The organism is Pseudomonas orientalis (assembly GCF_022807995.1).
Taxonomy (GTDB): Bacteria; Pseudomonadota; Gammaproteobacteria; order Pseudomonadales; family Pseudomonadaceae; genus Aquipseudomonas; species Aquipseudomonas orientalis_B.
Map to the genome: position 1 here is coordinate 4,424,475 of NZ_CP094351.1, position 19,252 is coordinate 4,443,726.

A 19,252-nucleotide genomic window follows, 5' to 3' on the forward strand; every position below is an offset into this window, starting at 1 on the left:
CCAACCCGTGAACCCAGACATGCTCGAAGCCGGCCCCGTTGACGCCAAAGTACTTTCCGTCTTTGACTTCGACGGCACCCTGACCCACCACGACAGTTTCGTGCCCTTCCTCAAGTTTGCCTTTGGCACAGGCGCGTTTTACGGCCGGATGGTGAAGCTGGCCGTGCCGGGACTGCGCTTTTTGGTGCGGCAGATCAGCCGGGATGAGTTGAAGGCGCAGTTGATCCGTACCTTTATGACCGGGGTGGAGAAGGCGTGGGTGCAGCAGAAGGCCGAGGAGTATTGCCAGCGCAATTGGGCGCGGTTGATGCGCCCGGCGGGGGTGTTGTCGGTGGAGCAGGAGTTGGGCTCGGGCGCGGTGGTGACGCTGTGTTCGGCGTCGCCGGCGCTGGTGTTGCAGCCGTTTGCCGATCGGTTGGGGATCCGCTTGATCGGGACTGAGCTTGAAGTGGTGGACGGGGTGCTGACCGGTAAGCTCACGGGGAATAATTGCCGTTGTGAGAACAAGGTGCTGCGGCTTGAGGCGGTGTATGGGGACCTGGGGGAGTATCGGCTCAGGGCCTGGGGCGATACGCGTGGGGATCGGGAGTTGCTGGCGGCGGCGCAGGATGCGCACTTTCGGCATTTTCATGCGAAGAAGAAAAGGCGGGCTCGGTTGCAGCGGTGATGCGGGGCATTGGGATCGGCTGGAACACCGAGTCGATCCGATCGCTGCATCGCTGCCTTGCTGGGGCTCGAGAGCTCCCACATTTGGATCGGCGTGGTGCGTAAACCGTATTCGGTAAGGCGTTTTAGCACGCCGCTTACACCCAATCTTCTACCCGCAAACCTGGCACGCGGTCGAACTCGCGCCGGTTGTTAGTGACCATAATCAGGCCCTGCGAACGGGCATGCCCAGCGATCATCTGGTCATACGAGCCTATCGGAGTACCAGCTCTCGCTAGCTCAGCGCGAAGTTGGCCAGTGTGCATAGCGGCATCCTGGTCGTATTTCAAAACTTCCAGACGTGCTGCAAAGCCTTCGACATCAGCCAAGTTTCGCTCTGGGTTAGGTGATTTTTCCGCGCCGTAAATCAGCTCCATCAGGGTCACTGTACTGATAGCTAGTTGGCCATAGTGCTTTCTGAAGGTTTCGCGCACCTGCTGGGGTCTGTTTTTGATTGTGAAGATACAGATGTTGGTATCGAGCATGAACTTGAGCATTAAAAAGATTCCCGCTCTTGGTCAGCAGGCTGATCTCGGTCGTTCATGAAGTCCGGCGTGACACCCTCGCCATCGAACCAGCTGTCCCATGACTCACCGGCTGGGGTGATGATTCGGGCCCTACCGATTGAGACGACATCTACACGTTTTACGTCATCCGGCAACGCAGCAGCCTTTGGCAAACGTACAGCTTGGCTGCGGTTGCTTTGAAATACAGAACCTTGGTCCATATTGGCCTACCTCCAGTGGTCGTGTGATTACGCAACGCTACACCACGAAATGGATATGTCAATGGGATATACATTTCGTTACTGGTCGAACGTTGATTTTCGGCAAGCCAAGCATGAAAGCGATCACGGCCTTCGTGAAACAGACCTATCATCCGCTGCGGTCGCGAAAATAGTAATGAGTGCTCAAATTTGTTAATAAATCCACTTCTCGCTTCGAAAACGCTAGCGATACGGGTTTATAGATCGGCGGGCAACCGAGTCGATCCCATCGGAGCCTCGCTGAAGCTCGACACCTCCCACATTTGATCTTTGGCGGGGCTTAGAGCGGCGTCTTCAGGTCCACGCCCAGCGCCGTGGCGAAGGCTTTGACCATCGGGCTTCTCGGGGCGTTGTGGCGCAGGATCAGGTTGAACGCGGTGCTCAGGTGGACCAACTCCGGGCACAGGGCGCGCAGGCGCCCTTCCCTTACCAACGGCGCGGCGTAGTGTTCCGGCAGGAAACCCAGGAAGCGGCCAGTGAGGATCAGGATGGCGACGGCTTCCACTTGGGAAGCCGAGGCGGACTGGCTATCGTGGTTGACGAAGTTGGGCTTGTCGCGGTGGATGGCGTAGCGGTGGTTGACCACTTCGTAGTGGCGCAGTACCTCGGGCGGGATGTCGCTTGCGGTGAACAGCGGATGTCCTACGGCGCAGTAGGCGTGGGCCTTTTCTTCGTAGAGCGGGAAGTAGTCGAATTCTTCGCGACGTTGGTACACCGGGACGATGCCGGCGACCAGGCGCCCTTCCACGACGCCGCGCTCAACTTCATCCAGTTGCGAGGCGTGCAGGCGCAATCTGATCTTTGGCGATTTGCTGTGCAAGGTGCGCAAGGCGGCAATAAGCGGCGAGTTAATGTCGGAGACGGTGTTATCAATAACGCCCACACTAAGGTCGCCAATAAGCTCGTTTTGCGCTGAACTAAGCTTGTCGCGAAAACTGTCCACTGAGGTAAATAACTCAATGGACGCTTGATACACCAACTTGCCTTCTTCGGTCAGCCCGAAGCCTTCCCGGCCCCGTGTGCACAGGCGCATGCCGATGCGAATCTCGAGGTCGGAGATCTGTTTGCTGATGGCCGCCAGGCCCACGTTCAGCTCGTTTTGCGCTGCACTGAAACCGCCGGCCTCGACCACGGCCATGAATACTCGCAGCAACTTGAAGTCCAGCCCGCTCAGTTGCAGTGGTGGTCGTGTGCCGGGTTTGGGGGGCAGGTTTCCAGAAGTGGAAAGTGGGGTTTCCATAATGCGCGTTGACCTCGAGTGCCATATTCAACAGGCTTGAACCCAATCCTTGAACATAGCCAGGCGGCGATAATGAACATAAACATCCGCCCTTGGCAACCTTGAATACGGCGCGTCAGACGCCGGTTCCAACGCGTTGAAATTTTCTTGTTACTGCCTCCGACTCTTCTAAAAACAAGCGTGAGGAATACCCATGTCCCAGCCCACCGACCGCCTTTGGGGCGCTCGTTTCAAGACCGGTCCGTCTGCGGCATTGGCCGCGTTGTCGCGCTGCCCTGAGCGCTACTTTCGCCTCACGCCTTATGACCTCGCCGGCTCCCGTGCCCATGCCCGTGAGTTGCAGCGCGCCGGGCTGCTGGATGAGTCGGAGACCCTGCGCACGCTGGAAGCCCTGGACCGTATCGGCGATGACTTCGCCGCCGGCCGCCTGCATCCGACCCTGGATGACGAAGACGTACACACCTTTATCGAACGCGTATTGACCGAGCGCCTCGGCGCCCTGGGCGGCAAGCTGCGCGCCGGGCGTTCGCGCAATGACCAGACGGCCAACGACCTGCGCCTGTTCCTGCGTGACCATGCGCGCACCATCGCCACCGAGGTGCTGGGTTTGCAGCAGGCATTGGTCGAGCAGGCCGAGCAGCATGTCGAGAGCATCTGCCCGGGCTTCACCCATCTGCAGCAGGCGCAGCCGATTGTGTTCGCCCACCACTTGCTCGCCCATGCGCAGTCGATGCTGCGCGATGTGCAGCGCCTGGTGGATTGGGATGCGCGTGCAGCGTTGTCGCCCCTGGGCGCGGCGGCGATGGCGGGCTCGGCGATTGCACGCCAGCCGGAACATTCGGCCAAGGAAATGGGTTACACCGGACCGTGCGAAAACTCCATTGACGCTGTGGCCAGCCGCGACCATGTGGCGGAGTTTCTGTTTGTGGCGGGCATGCTCGGGGTGAATATTTCGCGGCTGTCGGAGGAGTTTTGCCTGTGGTCGTCGCGCCAGTTTCGTTGGGTGGTGCTGGACGATGCCTACGCCACGGGCAGTTCGATCATGCCGCAGAAGAAGAACCCGGACATTGCCGAACTGGCGCGGGGCAAGGCCGGGCGTTTGATTGGCAACTTGACCGGGCTGATGTCGACGCTCAAGTCGTTGCCGCTTTCTTACAACCGCGATTTGAGTGAAGACAAGCACAGCGTGCTGGACAGTGTGGACACCTTGCTGCTGGTGTTGCCGGCGATGGCCGGGATGGTCGCGACCATGAAGGTGCAGGTCGACGAGCTGCGGCGGCAGGCGCCGATGGGTTTTACCTTGGCGACTGAGGTGGCGGATTGGCTGGCCACCCGGGGCGTGCCGTTTAAAGAAGCGCATGAGATTACCGGCGCGTTGGTTCAGGCCTGTGAGAAGCATGAGATTGAGTTGTGGGAAGCCTCGCCGGCGATGTTGGCGCAGTTGGATGCGCGACTCACACCTGAGGTGCGCGATTGCTTGACCCTGGAGGCGGCGATTGCGGCGCGCAGCGGGTGGGGCGGGACCGCGCCGGAGCGGGTTCGGGAGCAGATTGGGCGGTTGAAGGTGGCGTTGGCTGAGCAGCACAAGTGGGCTGAGGGATATCAGGGGTTTCGGATTTGAGTCTGTGGACTTTTTGGCGTCTGGGCCGGCCTCTTCGCAGGCAAGCCAGCTCCCAAACTTGGACCGCGTACACCCGTTAGAGCGTTAATAGTTTCGGAGAATCACCATGAACCAAACCCCGGCCGAGCGCCTGGAGATAGAGCGCAAGCTGTCCGAGAACCAGTTCGATATCACCCAGTACGAGCATGTGCCGCGGCGGTATTACGGGCGGATGTTTTTCGCCACGTTGATTGTGATTGGGCTGGCGGCGCTGTTGCGTGCGTTTGCCAATGGTCAGATCGAATGGTCCTACATTGGCCAGTTCCTCACGTCCGAGGCCATTCTCTGGGGCCTGGCCAATACCATCATCATGTCGATCCTGGCGATGGCGCTGGGCGTGGTCATCGGGGTAATCACGGCGATCATGCGCATGTCGGCCAACCCGATCCTGCGCTACGTGGCGATCACTTACACCTGGTTGTTTCGCGGAACGCCGTTGATTCTGCAACTGCTGTTGTGGTTCAACCTGGCGTTGATCTTCCCGGTGATCGCGATTCCGGGCCTGTTCAGCCTCGACACCGTCGACCTGATGACGCCATTCGTGGCCGCCCTGCTCGGCTTGAGCATCAACCAGGGCGCGTATACCGCCGAGGTGGTGCGCGCCGGGCTGTTGTCGGTGGACACCGGCCAGTACGAAGCCGCCAAGTCCATCGGTATGCCCAGCCTGCAGGCGCTGCGCAGGATCATTCTGCCGCAGGCCATGCGCGTGATCATTCCGCCGGTAGGCAACGAGTTCATCAGCATGGTGAAAATGACCAGCCTGGCCAGCGTGATCCAGTACTCGGAGCTGCTTCACAACGCGCAAAACATCTACTACGCCAACGCACGGGTGATGGAGCTGCTGATGGTGGCGGGCATCTGGTACCTGGCGGTGGTGACGGTTCTTTCATTTGGTCAAAGCCGCCTCGAGCGTCGTTTTGCCCGCGGCGCCGGCAAGCGTTCGTAAGCCTGGGTTGAGGAGATTTGCCCCATGAGAAGCATCGTCAAGGCCGTCAACCTGAACAAATATTACGACCAGTATCACGCGCTGCGCGACATCAATATCGAGGTCGAGCAAGGCGAAGTGATGTGCATCATCGGCCCATCCGGCTCGGGTAAAAGCACGCTGCTGCGTTGCGTCAACCAGTTGGAAAAAATCGACAAGGGCGGCCTGTGGGTCGACGGCGAACTGGTCGGTTACCGGGTGGTCGGCAACAAGCTGCACGAGATGAACGAAGTGCAGATCGCCCGGCAGCGCCTGGCCACCGGCATGGTGTTCCAGCGTTTCAATTTGTTCCCGCACATGACCGTGTTGCAAAACATCATCGAAGGCCCGTGCCAGGTGCTCAAGCGCTCGCCCAAGGAGGCCACCGAGGATGCGCTGGAGTTGCTGGCCCGCGTGGGCCTGGCGGACAAGCGCAATGCCTACCCGGTGGAGTTGTCCGGCGGCCAGCAGCAGCGTGTGGCGATCGCCCGCGCGTTGGCGATGCGCCCCAAGCTGATGCTGTTTGACGAACCCACGTCAGCCCTCGACCCGGAGCTGGTAGGCGAAGTGCTGTCGGTGATGCGCGATTTGGCCACCACCGGCATGACCATGATCGTGGTCACCCATGAGTTGGGCTTTGCCCGCGAAGTGTCCAACCGCATGGTGTTTATGGACGCCGGCCAGATTGTGGAAGCCGGCAGCCCCGAAGACATTCTAATAAGCCCACAAAACCCGCGTACCCAAAGCTTTATTTCTGCCGTTCGCACTTAACTAAAAAACTAACGAGAACGCCCCCATGAAAAAGATGTTTATTCCTTCGTTGCTCGCCGGCCTGATGGCTTCCAGCGCGGTGTTCGCGGCCTTGCCCGCAGCCATCAAGGACAAGGGTGAAATCAGCGCGGCCATCGTGCCGAACTACCCGCCGATGGATTTCAAGGACCCGGCCACCAATAAGCTCACCGGCTTTGACTTCGACCTGGGCAACGCCCTGGCCGAGCGGTTGGGCGTGAAGATCAAGTGGCAGGAAACCGGGTTCGAGCAGATGCTCAGCGGCCTGACCACCAAGCGCGTCGACATTGTGCTGTCGGGCATGACCGACACCGCCGAGCGTCAGAAATCGGTGACCTTTGTCGACTACTTCACCAGCGGCCCGCAGTTGTACACCCTGGCCAAGCGTGAAGAGATCAAGGAATTGACTGACCTGTGCGGTAAAAAAGTCGGCACCAGCCGCCGTACCACCTGGCCGTCGGAAATCGCCGCGTGGAGCAAGGAAAACTGCGAAGCCGCAGGTAAACCGGCGATCGTGGTCATAGGTACTGAAGGCTCGGCCGATGCGCGCGCGCAGCTGCAGCAGAACCGCCTGGACGCGGCGATGCAGGGTAGCGAAACGATTCCTTACCTGATGTCGCTGGACAAGGGCAAGTACAAGCCGGTGGGGTTGGCGATTTCCAAGCAGTTCACCGGGCTTGGGATCGAGAAGAGCAATACCGAGTTGGTCACCGCGATCAGTGAAGCGTTGCAGGGCATGATTGATGATGGGACGTACGGCAAGATTTTGAAAAAGTGGAATCTGGAGCAGGGTGCGGTCGAGAAGATCAGCATCAATGCGGGCCAGTAGAAACAAGGTCTGAAAATGTGGGAGGGGGCTTGCCCCCGATTGCGGTGGTTCAGCTATACATCCGTTTAATGACACGCCCTCATCGGGGGCAAGCCCCCTCCCACATTGGATCTGTGTGATCTTAAGCAACAACAAGGATGCTCTCCCCCACCGTGACCACCTACTCCCTGGTAATTCGCCGCCTGTTGATTTGCTCGGTGACCATCGTGGTCAGCCGGTCCATGACCAGCCCACTGCTGGCCCTCTGGCTGAGTACCCGACTGGGCCTCAACCAGCAGGATATCGGCCTGCTGATGGGCGTTGCCGTGTTTATCGCCACGTTGCTCGGTCTGTACGGCGGCTACATCATCGACCGCCTGGAAAAGCGCAAGCTGCTGATCCTGGCCATGCTCTCCAGCTCCATCGGTTTTCTGTTGCTGACCTTTGCCAGCAACCTCTACCTCACCACGCTGACCCTGGTGATCACTGAAGCCGCGTCGGCGCTGTTCCTGATCGGTTCCAAGGCGATCATCAGCGAAAACCTCGCGGTGGGTGAGCGCGCCAAAGTGTTTTCCCTGCGCTACACCCTGACCAACGTCGGCTATGCCACCGGTCCCATGGTCGGCGTGGTGATCGCCGGCCAGTTGCCCTGGGCGCCGTTCCTGATCGCCAGCGCGATTGCTTTTGGCAGCCTGTTCCTGATGGTCGGCATTGCCCCGACCGCACGGGATACCCGTCATAAACCGCAAAGCTTTCTGCGCACCCTGCAGACCTTGCGCAGCGACCGCACGCTGATCCTCTTCACCGGTGGCAGTTTGTTGAGCACCATTGTCCACGGGCGCTACACCCTGTATCTGTCGCAGTTTCTGCTGGTAGCCTACAAGCCCGCAGCCGCCTTGAAGATTCTGTCCGCCGTGCTGGCCTGCAACGCCATCACGGTGATTTTGCTGCAGTACCAGATTGGCCGTTTTCTCAAGCGCGAGCAGTTACGCCACTGGATCGTGCTCGGCACCTTGCTGTTTATTCTCGGGTTGATGGGGTTCAGCCTGGCCGACAGTCTGGTCACCTGGTGCCTGGCGATGTTCGTATTCACCTTGGGCGAGATGATTATCTACCCCGCAGAGTTCCTGTTTATCGACACCATCGCCCCCGATGCACTGCGAGGCAGCTACTACGGCGCGCAGAACCTGGCGGCGTTTGGCGGAGCGATGAGCCCGGTGATATGTGGTTATCTGCTGATCAATACGACGCCGGCCAGCATGTTTTATGCTCTGGCGGCATTGACCGCAGCCGGCGGAACCCTGTGTTTCCTGAGTGGGCGACGGGTCGCAAGTTCTTGCTGATATTTGCGCAGGTTCTCGCTATTAATAGCCAAACCTCTCACGGATCCGAGCCCCATGAAATTCGATACGGCCTACAGCCTGAGTCTCGATGACAAGCTATCGATCTATGACGTACGAGACCTGAATTTCGACGAAACCGCCGACTTCGATTCCGACACAGACCACTTCCTCTGCCCCAACGATGTGTGCCGCGCGGCCTTCGATGCCGGCAATACACTGAGTACCTTCAACGCAAAGAACGTCAACTACCGACGCACGCCGCATTTCAAGAACAAAACCAGCACCCGGCATATCGACGGTTGCCGCTACGCCAGCGCGCACAAGAACGCGACCGGTGAAAGCGATGACAACCGCGAGGAAAACTTCCCTTCGGAGTTCGTGCTTACGCGGCGTCAATACGAACCTAAGAGACCCCTGACAAGCACCGGGAACGTCGCCCTGCAGGAACCAACGAAAGCCCCTTCAAATCGCGTCTCCACATCCCACGGCAACAACGACACTCCCCCGGACAAAACCAGCGTATTCGCCCACCCGGTGGAGTGCTATGTGTCGAATATCGATGACAAGGACAAGCTCAAATCAATGCCGTTGAAAATCGGCGAACACACGGCGACGTACTGGACGTTCTTCAAGAAAATCGAGTACCTGCAAGACAACAAGGGCCTGATCTACTGGGGCAGGATCAAGGCCATCAAGGACTACACCAACAGCTTTCGCATCGACTTCGAAAAGAAGGTGTGGCTCGACAGAAAACCCTACGCCGTCAACGTCTACCTGAGCAAAAAACTCATCGAGAACTACCGCAAGCGCACGGCATTCCTGGAGCAGATCAAGGCCGCAGCAGCCAGCGAACGGGCGTTGTATTGCTTTTTCTATGGCGTCACGCCGCAGCTGCGGCAAGTGCCGAGCAAGAAAAACCCCGAGCAGACGTTCGGGGTGTTCAGCGCGAATATTGAAAACCTGGATCATCTGATCATCCGAGAGGCGCCAGGGGTGGAGTAGGCGCAAGCTGAAACGCGAGCGATTGCCCTGAGTTGATGAGCGGTAGGAACAACTGTATAAAAACACAGTATAGTTATGCCTCCCCTGTCGAACCTGGAGAAATCCCCATGTCGTCTCTGGCAATGAGCTCTTTCGTAGAACAGCAGATCGTCCTTCATCAATTCACCGCCCAACACAGCGCCCAGGCCCGCGTCATGTTGGGCTGGAGCCGCGAAGAACTGGCCCGTCAGGCTGGTGTGGCGGTGCAAGCCATCCAACAATTGGAAAGCCATGGCGACGTGGATGATGAAACCCGATTGGTCCTGGCGTTTTGCCTGGAAGCCCAGGGGCTGGTGTTTTTCCCGGGTTTTGCACCGGGATGGGGAATGAGCAAACGCCGCTTCGACGTCGTATCGGCCGAGCCTGCCACACCTGGCATTATTTCCCGGTTGCTGGGCTCACCCGCTGCATCAATTGATTCAACAACGCCTCAACCGAATGGTGCGTAGAGTCCAGCCGGATTACCGGGCAACGCAGTGGTTTCAACCAGCTTTCATGCCGACGCAAACTGCGCAGGCTGTGGTTACCGTCGTCGTAACGCGCAGCCCAGGCAAGAAATGCGGCGCTGTTAGCATGGCGGCTGCCGCCTTCGAGTATCTGGTCGCCGTAGCGCTGTTGTTCGCGCACGCGCAGGCGATGCAGGCGGACGTCGGGGTCCAGGCGCACAAAGACCACATGGGTGAACAGCGGGATCATGATATCTCCCCATCCGCATAGTGAGCCGGACAACACCCAGCCTTCATGGCTTGAGGTGTGTTCTTGCAGCAGGCGGATGCGCTCATCTTTGGGCCGGGCGACGCAGAACGGCTCCGGGGTTTGCTGCCAGTAATAGAAGTCCGAGTCGAAAAAAGCCACATTCAGGCAGTCGGCCAACGCCTTGCCCAGGGTGGTGGCGCCGACGCCCGCAGCACCCAGGATGTGAATTCTATAAGCCATGGTGTTCTCTCCATGACATTGAGTTTAAGCCCTGCCGGTATCGAGCCCGCAGTGGCGCAACCCTGCGCATTATTTGTCAGTTGGCTGCACAGGAACAACCTCTGCCGTACGCCGTAGAGCAGAGGTTGGATCAATTCAGACGCCCCCTGCTGGTACCTCAGGCGCGTTACCTGCCGCTACCGGTGCTGGCGTAAACGGAGTGCCAGGCAGGAAAGCCGGCTCCTTGATCGCCTGTGTCGCTTGCTCATACACGTAAGCAGCCGACAGCAATGCGGCCTCGCTGTTAGCCGCGCCGTAAAGGTAGAGTGCCGTTGGCATACCTTCATCGTCCATGCCCGACGGAACGGACAGGCCCGGGTAGCCTGCCGCAGCGCTGAAAAAATAATTATTTGAGAGAAAATTCGACACCATGGCGTCGAGCGTGTGCTCTTTGATCGGATCATCAATGGTTTTCTGAAAAACAGGGAGGACGGCTTCCCACAGCTTATCGCGCTGCTCCTGAGTGGTTTCCAGGCCATTGATAAGCTCCAGCAGCTTGTGATCAGGCTCACCGGGTTGCTGGTGACGCTTAATGGATGCAATCAGCTCTGAAAGCGATTTGACAGGCAAGCCTTCGCGTCCGGCAAGGTACTCTTGCATGTGATGTTTGACGTCTGAAAACAACGCTTCGTTGTAATCGGCGTAGGTTCCCTCTTCGACGCCATCCTCGAGCGTGCCCACGGGCACCAGGGTCGCACCTTGAGACCGCAACACCTCAAGCGCCTGTGCGTAATGCTCACGGTCGGCCCGCTTCGCGGGATCACTGGCCTCCTCTGCAGATAACTCAGGCACAGGCGTGTAGCCAATTCGCTTGCCTTTCAGGGCATCAGACCGCAGGCCCTCCGTGTAGCCATGGGTCTCGGTCATGGCATTGAGCGCTTCTGCCGCATCGCAGACATTGCGCGTGAACGTGCCAATCGTATCCATGCGTGAACTGGTCATGACACCCTCATTGCTCAGCAAGCCTACGGAGGTTTTCAAGCCAAAAACGCCGTTGTAAGCCGCAGGCGTAATGACCGATCCGCTGGTTTCCAACCCCAACGCCAGCGGCACATGCCCCTGGGCAACCGCTACGGCAGAACCGGAACTCGACCCTGCAACCGTCCCACCCAGGCGATGGGGATTGAGCGTCTGCCCACCCCGCGAACTCCAGCCGTCCATCGGCAATTCAGAGCGAAAGTTGGACAGTTCGCTCATGTTTGTCTTACCGACAACGACCACCCCCGCCCTTAGCAAGTTATCCACGACCTTGGCATTTCTGGAGGCGGCTTTCCCCACCAGAGCCTTGGAACCCGCGCTTGTTTGCATACGGTCCCTGGTTTCGAATACATCCTTGAGCGCGATCGGAACGCCATGCAAATACCCGCGCACATGGCCCTTTTTACGCTCCAGATCGCGAGCCCTGGCGTCCTTGAGGGCATCCGGGTTGGTTTCTACGAAAGCGTTACCGCCTTGCAGCCCACGATCGATATTAGCGATTTGTCTGATGGAGTCCTTCACCAGCGACTCTGAGGTGACCGCGCCGCGGCTGGCCATCTCCCCTGCCATTTGACAGGCGCCCTTGAAGCCCTGCGGCGGATTTGAAAGTTCTTGAAGCAGGCCTGATGCCCACCCACCTGCCGAAACGGGTCCGATCATGAAATACCCTCTGTAAATGACTGAATGAGGGCTATCGTCCGATAGCCTGACAGCAGTCTAAGAGGTTGTTCCGGCAGCTTTACGCAGGCTAATCCTGCTGCCCGGTATGATCATTCCATACCCGCTGCAGGCACGCCGGATAATGTCAGTTGAGCATAAGTTCGCAGTAGAACCTTCACGCGATCACCCGCCCAGCGGGCCCCGTAAAACCAAAGCCGGGTCCCATCTTCCAGTGCCTGGCAGGCACTGGGGTATCCGCTTCTGCAAGCGGCATGAAACGCCTCGCTCTGCTCGTTTGACACCAGGGCATCCAAACGATGGTCGGCCACAAGCTCATCGATGGCAGTGCCGGACTCAAGCGGGTCGTCCGTACGCAACGCGTCCACTGCGACTAACTCCGCACCAGCCTGGCGCAGGATGGCGAAGGCTCGCCGCAAGGTTGCACTATGATCTGCGGGTTCGATATGACCCGCACATCTGTATCGGCTTACGTAGCCGATACGCCAGCCATCTAACACCGGGGAGGCGCCAAAAGCACTGTTGTTTTGCACCAGGGGGACTTCAACCATCACGGGCTCGGCGGGGTCCACGCCGCTGATGGCGATCAGCGACAAAGCGGGGTCTCGTGTGGGTCTGATCATTGGCGCCAGGGCATTGTAGCCGGGTATGAGTACCGCACCCTCAGCACGTTCGGCGGCGAAGACGATAGCACCGGGGCTGGCGTCATCGGTTCGCACCCGGGTAGTGCTGGAAGAGCCAGGTTCGGCGCCACCTTGCGCAAAGGCGTGCGGCGACGTGGAATAGCAGGGCATGCCCAATCGCCATAGTTTCTTGCAGTCGTCGTTCATGACAACGTTTCCCCGAAATTAAATTTCCGAAGGATCATCGCACTCCCTTCCGACGTTTGTCGCAGCGTTGAAATACCCTGAAAATACCTTTTTCCACAGGCTCGTCAGTTAGCCTGCAGCGTGTTCCTTTGCGTCATGAGTCTCTACTTCCAACCACCACGCATGCCCTCGCTCGGGCTGGTTGAGCCTGAACGCCTGCCCCATGGCAGGCGTAGTGATCGAAACATTGCGCTCCCAGGCCAGCGCCATGATGCGGTCGAAAGGTTCGTGCCAGGCGTGGAACGCCAGGTCGAACGTGCCGTTGTGAATCGGTAGCAGCCAGCGGCCCTTGAGGTCTATGTGCGCCTGCAATGTCTGTTCCGGCTGCATATGCACGTGAGGCCAATCGATGTTGTAAGCGCCGGTTTCCATCAGGGTCAGGTCAAACGGTCCGTACTGCTCGCCGATGCGCTTGAAGCCGTCGAAATACCCCGTGTCGCCGCTGAAAAAAATCCGCCGCGCGTCATCGATCATCACCCAGGAACACCACAGGGTCTGGTTGCCGTCGAACAGGCCGCGCCCGGAAAAATGTTGCGCCGGCGTTGCGACAAAGCGGATGCCATCGACCTCCGTGCCCTGCCACCAGTCCAGTTGCCGCACTTTGCCGGCATCCACTCCCCATTTGACCAGCGTGTCTCCCACCCCCAAAGGCGCAAGAAAGTACTGCGTCTTGTCAGCCAATTGGACGACAGCCGTGCGGTCGAGATGGTCGTAGTGATTGTGGGACAGGATCACCGCTTCCAACGGCGGCAGCTCTTCAAGGCTGATAGGCGGTTGATGGAAACGCTTCGGGCCGGCCCAACTGAACGGCGAGGCGCGCTCGGCGAACACCGGGTCGGTGATCCAGAACTTACCGCGCATTTTCAGCAGCACGGTTGAATGACCCAGACGGAATACACTGTGATCAGGGGCTGCCATCAGATGTTCGCGGGTCAGGCGTTGTACCGGGATGTTGCCCACAGGCCGTGTAGTGCGCGGTTTGTTGAACAACATGTTCCAAAAAATACGCAGAGTCTTGCCTAATCCACCGTGCGGCACCGGCGCGTCGTTGTTGAAATGCCCCAGGTCCCGCTCGGCAGGCTTGAGCGCTGTGGGTGCGGGATCAAGACGGGTTGAAAGGGTGGCCATTACACGGTGACTCCTACGTCCGCTGGTAAATTACACTGCACAGTGTAGTTTCTACATTGCAACATAATCCTGAACAAGTAAACTGCCAAGTGTAATTTCACCTTGAGCCGAACGTTCTCCATGACTGCCTCCCCACGCCTCACCAACCGTAAACGCGAAGCCATTGTGACGGCGGCCATCGCCGAGTTTCGCGAGAATGGCTTCGAGGTCACCAGCATGGACAGGATCGCCGCCACCGCCGGCGTTTCCAAGCGTACGGTCTACAACCACTTTCCCAGTAAAGAAGAGCTATTCGCCGAAATCCTCCACCAGTTGTGGGCCAGCAGCGCCGCGCAACTGGATGTGGCCTACAGCAGCGACCAACCCTTGCGTGATCAACTGCGCAAGTTGCTGGAAGCGAAAATGAAGATGATGTCGGATGCCAACTTCCTCGACCTGGCGCGAGTGGCCATTGCGGCCACCATTCATTCGCCGGAACGCGCCCAGGACATGGTCAACCGCCTGAGCGCGCGCGAAGAAGGCTTTACCCAGTGGGTACGCGCCGCCCAGGAAGACGGGCGACTGAATGGCGACGACCCGGCGTTCGCCGCTCACCAGATACAAAGCCTGCTCAAGGCCTTCGCATTCTGGCCGCAGATTACCCTTGGCCAACCTACCCTCGACGCAGCGTCCCAGGCCCATGTGATCGAATCGGCGATTGATTTGTTCCTCGCAGGTTATGAGGTCGATTCTCAACACACCCGGTAAATAAATCGGCCTGAGTCGTCTTACAACTTCTCGTCTGAATCTTCCTCCGTCAAGCCGCCAAGATAGCATAATGCCGCCATCGGTCGCCTAGTCAAAAAAACGCCTCCCAAGCGGCGAACTTCCTGGCTGGCCGATCACTCTGAACCCGTTGTTCCACCCCCCTCTGTCAGCACAAGGAAGCTGGCAATGAGCAAGTCAACCGTGAGGCCCAGATGCCCTACGGGGTCAGGCGCATCTACATGGAATCCTCATACGCATGCCTGCTCGAGCTCCCGACCATGCTATTCAACGCTTACAAAAAAACCATCACCGCCTTGCAACACAACAATGCCCAACAGGCCAGCCTGCTGGACGCGATCGAGCGTTCCATGGCGGTTATCGAATTCGACTTGCAGGGCACGGTGCTGCGCGCCAATGAGAATTTCTTGAAGACCATGGGCTACCGCGCCGAACAGATCCTCGGCCAGCCCCACCGCCTGTTCTGCACACCGGCCTTCGCCCGCAGCGCCGAGTACAACCAGCTGTGGACGCAGTTGCGCAACGGTCAATTCCAGTCAGGCACCTTCGAACGGATGGGCGCCGATGGCCGATCGGTGTGGCTGGAAGCCAGTTACAACCCGGTCAAGGATGACGCCGGTCGCGTGATCAAGGTGGTGAAGTACGCGATGGACGTCACCCCACGCCTGCAGGCCGAAAGTGAAACCAGCGCCAAGTTGCAAGCCATCGACCGCGCCATGGCGATGATCGAGTTCAACCTCGATGGCACCATCATCACCGCCAATGCGAATTTCCTGCAGCGCATGGGCTACAGCCTGGCGCAGATCCAGGGCAAGCATCACCGCCTGTTCTGCACACCAGAGCTGGCCGGCAGCGCCGCCTACAGCGAATTCTGGAAACGTCTGAACCAGGGTGAACTGTTCAACGGCCAGTTCGAGCGCGTGGACAAACACGGCAACACGCTGTGGCTCGAAGCCAACTACAACCCGGTGTACGACGCCAGCGGGCGTCTGTGCAAGGTGGTGAAGTTTGCGTCGGACGTCACCGCCCGTGTGCAACAGCATGCCGCTGACGCGCAAAGCGCTGCGCAGGCGTATCACCTGTCGCTCAATACCCAGGACATGGCCGAAAAAGGCGCCGACGTGATTCAGAAAACCGCCACCGGCATGCGCGACATTGCCGTGGATATTGACGCATCTTCGCAACTGATCGCCAAGTTGGGCGAGCGCTCGCAACAGATCACCACCATCGTCAACACCATTCGCGGTATCGCCGACCAGACCAACCTGCTGGCCCTCAACGCCGCCATCGAAGCGGCCCGCGCGGGCGAGCAAGGCCGTGGCTTTGCCGTGGTAGCCGATGAAGTTCGCCAACTGGCAGCGCGCACCAGCGGCTCTACGGCGGAAATTTCCGGCATGATCGCCATGATCCAGGACGAAACCCGCCAGGCCATCGACAGCATGGACGCCACCCGCGACCGTGCGGCTCAGGGCGTGGAGCTGGCCAACCAGGCCGGTACGGTGATCCTGCAGATTCGCGAAGGCACCAGCGAGGCGGTGCAGGCAGTGAGCGCGTTTGCCAATGAACGGGGCAATCGCTGACGGCTTCTTCATGTGCCTGGCCGAGGGCTCGGTCTATAGTGCGTAAGCCTTACGCCATCGACTCGAGCCTGCCATGACCTCAGATAAACCCGACCCAATCCCTGTCGACCACTTGCGTTTCCATCGCCACCACGCTCACCTGGCGCCGACCTTTGGCAACGATACCTTTGCCCTCAAGGCCGAAGCCTTCGCGCGCTTCTTTGGCACCCCAACGTTCCTCGGCGCGCAAACCGCCATCGTGGTGCTGTGGGTGGTGCTGAACGTGACCGGCATCACCCACTTCGACGTTTATCCCTTCATCCTGCTCAACCTGGCCTTCAGTCTGCAGTCGGCGTATGCCGCGCCGCTGATCCTGCTGGCCCAGACGCGCCAGGCCGCGCGCGACAAAGCCCAGTCCGACGCCGACGCGCAACATCGCGAAGCGCTGGCCACCGCCAATACCGCACGCCAGGCCCAGGCAGAACAGACCACCCACCAGTTGCTGGCGCTGTTGGAGCAGAACACACGGCTGACCGAAATGACCAAACAGCTGACCGAACGTATTGAGACACTGACCTGCGAAATGCATGAGCACTTCGTGCGCAAAGCCTAATGGTGCAGCCAGCGCACATGCCGCCCCAGTTCATCAAACAGTGTCACCACCGAACGTAACGCCCGGCAATCAGGTCGCGTCAACAGCCACAGCGCCGTGTCATGTCCTGCCAAAGCGGGGCCCAGTGGTTGCAAGCCATCGTTCATCAGGAAATCCGGCAACGCCGCCACCCCCAGCCCGGCGCGTACCAATTCAGTCACCGACTGCATGCTGTTGCAGCGATAACGGGGACGCACGCCCGGCAGATGTTCACGGCGCCAGGCCACCGTTGGGTGGTCGGGTAAAAACTCGTCCGGCGCGATCCAACTCAGGTCGGCCAGTTCCTGGCCTGTATGCCGACGGGCATAGTCAGCACTGGCGCACACCTGATAGGTCACCGTCCCCAGGCAACGTCCGACAAGATGCTCCGGCGGGTTCCTGGTCAGGCGCAGCGCGATATCCGCATCGCGGCGGCTGAGGTTGGCGAAATCGTTGGACGTGCTCAGCTCCAGGATCAACGCCGGATAGTCCGCCATGAATCTGGCCAGGGCCGGCAGCAGCAGGCCTTGCAGCACCGCGTCGGTACAGGTCAGGCGCACCGTGCCGCTGATCACTTCACCGCCCTGCTCCACACCGATGCGCGCAGCCTCCAGGGCAAGTTCAGCGCGCTCGGCCTGTTGTGCCAAGTGGTTGGCCAGACTGGTAGGCAGATAGCCGGCGCGGCTTTTTTCAAACAGCGTCTGACCCAGGGCGGCTTCCAGGCGCCGTACCGCCCGGAACACGGTGGACACATCCACCCGCAGCAACCCCGCCGCCCGCGCCAGGGTGCCGCCACGAACCAGAGCGAGGACCAGCGACAGGTCGGTGTAGTCGAGCTGATAGTGCGTGGCTGCATTGAGCATGTGGGAAAACGCCAATATCGATTGCGTGAGCGCCAATCTATAGTGCCCACCAGGACACCACAAGCCATGGGATGCACACGATGAACGACACCCCGCTGCACCTCGCTCTGATCGGCGACTACAACCCCGACGTGATTGCGCACCAGGCCATCCCGGTAGCGCTGCAACAAGCGGCCCACGCCCTGAGGCTGAGCGTCGAAGTGCGCTGGCTCGGCACCGACACCATCACTTCCACGGCCTCGCTGCACGGGTTCGACGGCTTCTGGTGCGTACCCGCCAGCCCTTACCGCGACACCGAAGGCGCGCTGCGCGCCGTCCAGTTTGCCCGCGAACAGCGGCGACCTTTCCTCGGCACCTGCGGGGGTTTTCAGCACGCAGTGCTCGAATATGCCCGCAACGTGCTGGGATGGGCGGATGCCCAGCACGGCGAGTTGGTACCGGACGCCAAACGCGCAGTCATCACGCCATTGAGTTGTGCGCTGGTGGAAGCAAGCGACACCGTGCGCTTGGAACCCAATACGCTTATCACCCAAGCCTACGGCAGCCTGGATATCCACGAAGGGTATCGTTGCAGCTTCGGTATCAATCCAGAGTTCGCTCATGCACTGCTCGATGGGGAGATGATTCCCAGCGGCCATAATGCTGCTGGCGAACTTCGCGCGATGGAGCTGCTGAATCATCCTTTTTTCATCGCTACCCTGTTCCAACCCGAACGCGCCGCCCTCAAAGGCACCACGCCACCGCTGGCGATAGCCTTGCTGAAGGCGTGCCGGGAGGCCTCGGCATGATCGCCAAGACCCCGGCAGCGCCTTACTACGCGGTGATTTTCAGTTCACTGCGCACCGATGGCGACCACGGCTACGCTCAGGCCGCCACGCGCATGCTGGAACTGGCGCGTGAACAGCCGGGATTTCTCGGCGTGGAGTCGGCGCGGGAAGCGGGTTTGGGGATCACCGTGTCCTACTGGAGCAGCGAAGCGGCGATCCTGGCCTGGAAACAGCAGGCCGAGCATCGACAGGTGCAAGAGCAAGGGCGTTCCCTCTGGTACGCAGCGTTTCAAACTCGCGTATGCAAGGTAGAGCGCGATTACGCATTCACGACGTGAAACTTCGGCCCTCCTTCACACAGGTGCAGGCCTAGCTGACCAGACTGCGCAACGCACTGATCTGCGGGATCTCGACCCGGCGCATATACACCCGCAACGGTTCGCTGATGTTGAGCCGGTCGTCGATATTCTGCTCCAGCAGTAACTGAATGCGCGCTCGCGAGAGGATCATGGTGTGGTCGGCAGCCGGTACCCAGACGAACTCGGCGGTGGGAATAATGCCGTCGTCGGCCACGTCCATGCCGAAGGCATCTTCGCTGAAACGCACGATGTACTGGCCGGTCTTGCGGTTCAGGCCGACAAACCCGTGGAGTTGGTCGGCAGCCTGGCAGATAAGTTCGGAAGTGATGCGCATGGTAAACCTCACTGAAAAGTCCCACAGGGA

At 59.5% G+C, this 19,252-nt stretch carries 22 protein-coding genes; 13 read left to right on the forward strand and 9 right to left on the reverse strand.

Features of this window, described 5'->3' with window-relative positions; all coding sequences use genetic code 11:
• Window positions 1-19 precede the first annotated feature (19 nt).
• Window positions 20-667 (forward strand): HAD-IB family hydrolase, encoded by a 648-nt coding sequence (locus MRY17_RS19640; protein WP_124360550.1) that lies wholly within the window; start codon window positions 20-22, stop codon window positions 665-667.
• Between the two features lie 136 nt (window positions 668-803).
• Here the strand turns inward: MRY17_RS19640 and vapC are convergent, their stop codons facing one another.
• From vapC to MRY17_RS19655, 3 genes are all read right to left on the reverse strand, one after another.
• Window positions 804-1,202 (reverse strand): type II toxin-antitoxin system tRNA(fMet)-specific endonuclease VapC, encoded by a 399-nt coding sequence (vapC, locus tag MRY17_RS19645; RefSeq protein WP_181284763.1) that lies wholly within the window; start codon window positions 1,200-1,202, stop codon window positions 804-806.
• Entirely contained in the window at window positions 1,202-1,432 is a 231-nt protein-coding gene (gene vapB, locus MRY17_RS19650; RefSeq protein ID WP_034135537.1) for a type II toxin-antitoxin system VapB family antitoxin, read from the reverse strand. Before vapB ends, vapC begins: the two co-directional genes overlap by 1 nt.
• Before the next feature lie 319 nt (window positions 1,433-1,751).
• Window positions 1,752-2,711, reverse strand: coding sequence for a LysR family transcriptional regulator (locus MRY17_RS19655; RefSeq protein WP_181284762.1), 960 nt, complete (start codon window positions 2,709-2,711; stop codon window positions 1,752-1,754).
• 193 nt (window positions 2,712-2,904) lie between these two features.
• Between MRY17_RS19655 and argH the strand changes: the two genes are divergently transcribed.
• The 7 genes from argH (at window position 2,905) to MRY17_RS19690 (ending at window position 9,765) form a co-directional block, all read left to right on the forward strand.
• Window positions 2,905-4,332, forward strand: coding sequence for an argininosuccinate lyase (argH, locus tag MRY17_RS19660; protein WP_243352722.1), 1,428 nt, complete (start codon window positions 2,905-2,907; stop codon window positions 4,330-4,332).
• Between the two features lie 106 nt (window positions 4,333-4,438).
• The gene (locus MRY17_RS19665; protein WP_181284760.1) at window positions 4,439-5,317 is read left to right on the forward strand and encodes an amino acid ABC transporter permease; all 879 of its coding nucleotides are present in this window, start codon (window positions 4,439-4,441) and stop codon (window positions 5,315-5,317) included.
• A gap of 24 nt (window positions 5,318-5,341) precedes the next feature.
• Window positions 5,342-6,106 carry an amino acid ABC transporter ATP-binding protein gene (locus MRY17_RS19670; RefSeq protein ID WP_065887758.1) on the forward strand — a complete coding sequence of 255 codons (765 nt, stop codon included), beginning with the start codon at window positions 5,342-5,344 and terminating at the stop codon, window positions 6,104-6,106.
• Window positions 6,107-6,131: 25 nt separating this feature from the next.
• Window positions 6,132-6,953: an ABC transporter substrate-binding protein gene (locus tag MRY17_RS19675; protein ID WP_181284759.1), complete on the forward strand. Its 822-nt coding sequence runs from the start codon at window positions 6,132-6,134 to the stop codon at window positions 6,951-6,953.
• 152 nt (window positions 6,954-7,105) lie between these two features.
• The gene (locus MRY17_RS19680; protein WP_191956777.1) at window positions 7,106-8,275 is read left to right on the forward strand and encodes an MFS transporter; all 1,170 of its coding nucleotides are present in this window, start codon (window positions 7,106-7,108) and stop codon (window positions 8,273-8,275) included.
• Window positions 8,276-8,329: 54 nt separating this feature from the next.
• Window positions 8,330-9,277 (forward strand): hypothetical protein, encoded by a 948-nt coding sequence (locus MRY17_RS19685; RefSeq protein WP_243352723.1) that lies wholly within the window; start codon window positions 8,330-8,332, stop codon window positions 9,275-9,277.
• A gap of 107 nt (window positions 9,278-9,384) precedes the next feature.
• Window positions 9,385-9,765, forward strand: a complete 381-nt coding sequence (locus MRY17_RS19690) for a helix-turn-helix domain-containing protein (RefSeq protein ID WP_181284757.1) — start codon at window positions 9,385-9,387, stop codon at window positions 9,763-9,765.
• On the opposite strand, the gene MRY17_RS19695 is transcribed toward MRY17_RS19690, so the two are convergent.
• From MRY17_RS19695 to MRY17_RS19710, 4 genes are all read right to left on the reverse strand, one after another.
• A complete protein-coding gene (locus tag MRY17_RS19695) occupies window positions 9,695-10,252 on the reverse strand; it encodes an AAA family ATPase (protein ID WP_181284756.1) in 558 nt (185 codons plus the stop codon). The genes MRY17_RS19690 and MRY17_RS19695 overlap by 71 nt on opposite strands.
• Window positions 10,253-10,387: 135 nt before the next feature.
• Entirely contained in the window at window positions 10,388-11,929 is a 1,542-nt protein-coding gene (locus MRY17_RS19700; protein WP_243352724.1) for an amidase family protein, read from the reverse strand.
• A gap of 110 nt (window positions 11,930-12,039) precedes the next feature.
• Entirely contained in the window at window positions 12,040-12,777 is a 738-nt protein-coding gene (locus tag MRY17_RS19705; protein WP_181284755.1) for a hypothetical protein, read from the reverse strand.
• A 108-nt stretch (window positions 12,778-12,885) separates the two neighbouring features.
• Window positions 12,886-13,944, reverse strand: coding sequence for an MBL fold metallo-hydrolase (locus MRY17_RS19710; RefSeq protein WP_181284754.1), 1,059 nt, complete (start codon window positions 13,942-13,944; stop codon window positions 12,886-12,888).
• A 120-nt stretch (window positions 13,945-14,064) separates the two neighbouring features.
• Here MRY17_RS19710 and MRY17_RS19715 point away from each other — a divergent pair, with 120 nt between their 5' ends.
• The 3 genes from MRY17_RS19715 (at window position 14,065) to MRY17_RS19725 (ending at window position 16,881) form a co-directional block, all read left to right on the forward strand.
• On the forward strand, window positions 14,065-14,691 hold the full coding sequence (locus MRY17_RS19715; RefSeq protein ID WP_181284753.1) for a TetR/AcrR family transcriptional regulator: 627 nt from the start codon (window positions 14,065-14,067) through the stop codon (window positions 14,689-14,691).
• Window positions 14,692-14,969: 278 nt separating this feature from the next.
• On the forward strand, window positions 14,970-16,289 hold the full coding sequence (locus MRY17_RS19720; protein ID WP_191956764.1) for a methyl-accepting chemotaxis protein: 1,320 nt from the start codon (window positions 14,970-14,972) through the stop codon (window positions 16,287-16,289).
• Window positions 16,290-16,362: 73 nt separating this feature from the next.
• Window positions 16,363-16,881, forward strand: coding sequence for a DUF1003 domain-containing protein (locus MRY17_RS19725; protein ID WP_181284751.1), 519 nt, complete (start codon window positions 16,363-16,365; stop codon window positions 16,879-16,881).
• On the opposite strand, the gene MRY17_RS19730 is transcribed toward MRY17_RS19725, so the two are convergent.
• Complete coding sequence (locus MRY17_RS19730; protein WP_191956765.1) at window positions 16,878-17,762, reverse strand: LysR family transcriptional regulator; 885 nt, start codon at window positions 17,760-17,762, stop codon at window positions 16,878-16,880. The genes MRY17_RS19725 and MRY17_RS19730 overlap by 4 nt on opposite strands.
• Window positions 17,763-17,842: 80 nt before the next feature.
• Here MRY17_RS19730 and MRY17_RS19735 point away from each other — a divergent pair, with 80 nt between their 5' ends.
• Together MRY17_RS19735 and MRY17_RS19740 are read left to right on the forward strand one after the other, a co-directional pair.
• On the forward strand, window positions 17,843-18,550 hold the full coding sequence (locus MRY17_RS19735) for a CTP synthase C-terminal region-related (seleno)protein (protein WP_243352725.1): 708 nt from the start codon (window positions 17,843-17,845) through the stop codon (window positions 18,548-18,550).
• Window positions 18,547-18,867: an antibiotic biosynthesis monooxygenase family protein gene (locus MRY17_RS19740; RefSeq protein ID WP_181284748.1), complete on the forward strand. Its 321-nt coding sequence runs from the start codon at window positions 18,547-18,549 to the stop codon at window positions 18,865-18,867. The genes MRY17_RS19735 and MRY17_RS19740 overlap by 4 nt, the downstream gene beginning before the upstream one ends.
• Before the next feature lie 31 nt (window positions 18,868-18,898).
• Here the strand turns inward: MRY17_RS19740 and MRY17_RS19745 are convergent, their stop codons facing one another.
• Window positions 18,899-19,222: a DUF2025 family protein gene (locus MRY17_RS19745; protein WP_181284747.1), complete on the reverse strand. Its 324-nt coding sequence runs from the start codon at window positions 19,220-19,222 to the stop codon at window positions 18,899-18,901.
• Between the last annotated feature and the right edge of the window lie 30 nt (window positions 19,223-19,252).